The sequence below is a fragment of the Sphingomonas sp. genome (assembly GCF_964263785.1).
Classification (GTDB): domain Bacteria; phylum Pseudomonadota; class Alphaproteobacteria; order Sphingomonadales; family Sphingomonadaceae; genus Sphingomonas.
Genome location: NZ_CAXVWL010000012.1, coordinates 1 through 3,114, shown reverse-complemented (window position 1 = coordinate 3,114; position 3,114 = coordinate 1). Strand labels below are relative to the sequence as shown.

Genomic DNA, 3,114 nt, shown 5'->3' with positions numbered 1-3,114 from the left:
TCTCGCGATCGTCTGCGCGAAGTCGCCGTTCGGCTGTTCGACCAGGATCGCATTACGGTAGGCGAGCACGTCGCGGTGCATGGCGAGCCTGTCGGCATCGCGGCCGCGCCCCTCGATCTCGCCCGCGAGCCCCAGGAACAGATTCGCCTGGCCGATCAGGTCGAGGGCGATGTTGGCGAGGCTGAGATCGACCTCGAGCGCGGGCGCATGACCGCACCATTCGGTCAGCCGTTGTCCCAAGATCATCGGGTCGTCGCCGAGCCGGAGCAGATATTCGACGAGCGCGCCCTGGTGAGGCAGCGTGTCAGGCGCGTCGAACGCGCCGTCATGCGAAGCGCGCGCGGCGGCCGCTTCGACGTCGGGTTCGTACTGGGAGACCGACGGCATCAGATGTGCTTCACGATGTCGGGGATGTCGTAGAAGGTCGGATGACGGTACACCTTCGACTCGGCGGGCTCGAACAGCTCGCCCGACTGATCGGGATCGGACGCCACAATGTCGTTCGACCGGACCGCCCAGATGCTCACGCCTTCCAGCCGCCTGGTGTAGACGTCGCGGGCATGGCGGATCGCCATCTCCGGGTCGGGCGCGTGGACGGACCCCACGTGCTTGTGGCTGAGGCCTCCCTTGGAGCGGAGGAAGACCTCCCACAGCGGCCAGTCGGGATGCGCCGTCATGCCGCCAGCCGCGCTTCGCGCTTGGCTTCGTATGCATCGGCAGCCTCGCGGACCCAAGCGCCATTCTCCCAGGCGTCGCGCCGCACCTTCATGCGTTCCTTGGCGACCGGGCCCTCGCCGCGGACGACGGCGTAGAACTCGTCCCAGTCGATCGCGCCATAGTCGTAGCCGCCCTTGTCCTCGTTCCACTTCAGGTCGGGATCGGGCACGGTCAGGCCCAGATATTCGGCCTGCGGCACGGTGATGTCGACGAATTTCTGGCGCAGATCGTCGTTAGTGTCGCGCTTGATGCGCCAGCGCATCGACTGCGCGGTGTTGGGCGAATTCTCGTCAGGCGGGCCGAACATCATCAACGACGGCCACCAGAACCGGTTTAAGGCATTCTGCGCCATCGCCTTCTGCTCGGGCGTGCCGGCGGCGAGGCCCATCATCACCTCGTAGCCCTGGCGCTGGTGGAAGCTCTCCTCCTTGCACACCCGCACCATCGCGCGCGCATAGGGGCCATAGCTGGTGCGCTGGAGCGGCACCTGGTTCATGATCGCGGCACCGTCGACCAGCCAGCCGATCGCGCCCATGTCCGCCCAGGTCAGCGTCGGATAATTGAAGATGGTGGAATACTTCGCCTTGCCGGACAGCAGCGCCTCGGTCATCTCGTCGCGGCTGGTGCCGAGCGTCTCCGCCGCGCAATACAGATACAGGCCGTGCCCGGCCTCGTCCTGCACCTTCGCGAGCAGCACCATCTTGCGGCGCAGAGATGGCGCGCGCGTGATCCAGTTGCCCTCCGGCAGCATGCCTACGATCTCGCTGTGCGCGTGCTGCGAGATCTGGCGCACCAGCGTCTTGCGATATGCCTGCGGCATCCAGTCCTTGGGCTCGATGAACTCGTCGGCCGCGACGCGGGCCTCGAAGGCCGCCACCATGGCCGGGTCCTCGCGGTCCATCGGGACCAGCTTCGCGCCTTCTGCACCCTTCAGCTCGGTCGTGTACATGCTGCTTGCTCCGCTTGCCGCTTCGAACTCCATATAGGATTAGTCGACCGCTCGGTCAACCAATTCCTATCAGACCCGCTCGATCATCAGCGCAATGCCCTGGCCAACACCGATGCACATCGTGCACAGCGCGTAGCGCGCGTCTCGTCGGCCCAGTTCCTCCGTCGCGGTCAGCGCCAGCCGCGCGCCCGACATGCCCAGCGGATGGCCGAGCGCAATCGCACCGCCGTTTGGGTTGACGTGCTCGGCGTCGTCGGGGAGGCCCAGGCGGCGGAGGACCGCCAGCCCCTGCGACGCGAACGCCTCGTTCAGCTCGACCACGTCGACCTCGGCGATGCGCATGCCCAGCCGCGCCAGCAGCTTTTCCGTGGCGGGCGCCGGGCCCATGCCCATGATCCGCGGTGCCACGCCCGCGACCGCGCCGCCCATGATGCGTGCGCGCGGCGTCAGGCCATGCCTGGTGATCGCCGCCTCGCTGGCGATGATCAGCGCCGCCGCGCCGTCATTCACGCCCGATGCGTTGCCTGCGGTGACGCTGCCGTCGGGACGCACGATCGGCTTCAGCCTGGCGAGTGCGTCGACGCTGGTTTCGCGCGGATGCTCGTCGCGATCGACGGTCAGGTGGTCGCCCTTTTTCTGGGGGACATGCACAGCGACGATCTCGGCGGCGAACCGGCCGGAGGCCTGGGCGGCGGCGGCGCGGCGCTGACTTTCGGCGGCGAACTTGTCCTGGTCGGTGCGCGTGACCTGGAAATCGTCGGCGACGTTCTGGGCGGTCTCGGGCATCGAATCGATCCCGAACTGGCGCTTCAATGCTTTGTTCACGAAGCGCCAGCCGATCGTCGTGTCATGCACCGCGCTGGCGCGCGAAAAGGCCGACTCCGCCTTGGGCATCACGAACGGTGCGCGCGTCATGCTTTCGACACCGCCCGCGATGATCAGTTCGGCCTCGCCGGCGCGGATCGCGCGGGCCGCCATCGTCACCGCGTCCAGGCCCGAGCCGCAGAGCCGGTTCACCGTTGTGCCCGGCGCGCTCTCGCCCAGTCCGGCGAGCAGCGCCGACATGCGCGCGACGTTGCGGTTGTCCTCGGCCGCCTGGTTGGCGCAACCGTAATAGATGTCGTCCAGCGCTTCCCAGTCGACTTGGGGATTGCGCTCCTTCAACGCCCGCATTGGCACCGCGCCCAGATCGTCGGGGCGAACCTCCGCCAGGCTGCCCCCATAGCGACCTACGGGGGTGCGCACGGCATCGCAGATGAAAGCTTCGCTCATGGCTTGTCTCCGGACAGGATGGAGCCGCCGACGGCTCGCGACAGCCCCTGAAAATTTGCTACGGGCCGTCCGTCGACGGCCCTGATCTCCACCGCGTACACACCGCTTCGCCCCGCCAGCGCAATCTCGCGCGCTTCGGCGATCAGCGTCTCGCCCGCGCGCGCCGGGCTGAGGAA

At 67.6% G+C, this 3,114-nt stretch carries 5 protein-coding genes; all 5 read right to left on the bottom strand.

The features are described from left to right. The coding region (locus ACE5C1_RS01185) for a Phenylacetic acid catabolic protein (protein ID WP_374942236.1) at positions 1-387 on the bottom strand (387 nt) is incomplete at its 3' end. Continuing rightward, a complete protein-coding gene (gene paaB, locus ACE5C1_RS01180; protein ID WP_374942235.1) occupies positions 387-677 on the bottom strand; it encodes a 1,2-phenylacetyl-CoA epoxidase subunit PaaB in 291 nt (96 codons plus the stop codon). The genes ACE5C1_RS01185 and paaB, both read right to left, overlap by 1 nt. Continuing rightward, entirely contained in the window at positions 674-1,666 is a 993-nt protein-coding gene (gene paaA / locus ACE5C1_RS01175; protein ID WP_374942234.1) for a 1,2-phenylacetyl-CoA epoxidase subunit PaaA, read from the bottom strand. The genes paaB and paaA overlap by 4 nt, the downstream gene beginning before the upstream one ends. 69 nt (positions 1,667-1,735) lie before the next feature. After that, positions 1,736-2,938 carry a 3-oxoadipyl-CoA thiolase gene (gene pcaF / locus ACE5C1_RS01170; RefSeq protein WP_374942233.1) on the bottom strand — a complete coding sequence of 401 codons (1,203 nt, stop codon included), beginning with the start codon at positions 2,936-2,938 and terminating at the stop codon, positions 1,736-1,738. Next, on the bottom strand, positions 2,935-3,114 hold a 180-nt coding region (locus ACE5C1_RS01165; protein WP_374942232.1), incomplete at its 5' end, for a hotdog domain-containing protein. The genes pcaF and ACE5C1_RS01165, both read right to left, overlap by 4 nt.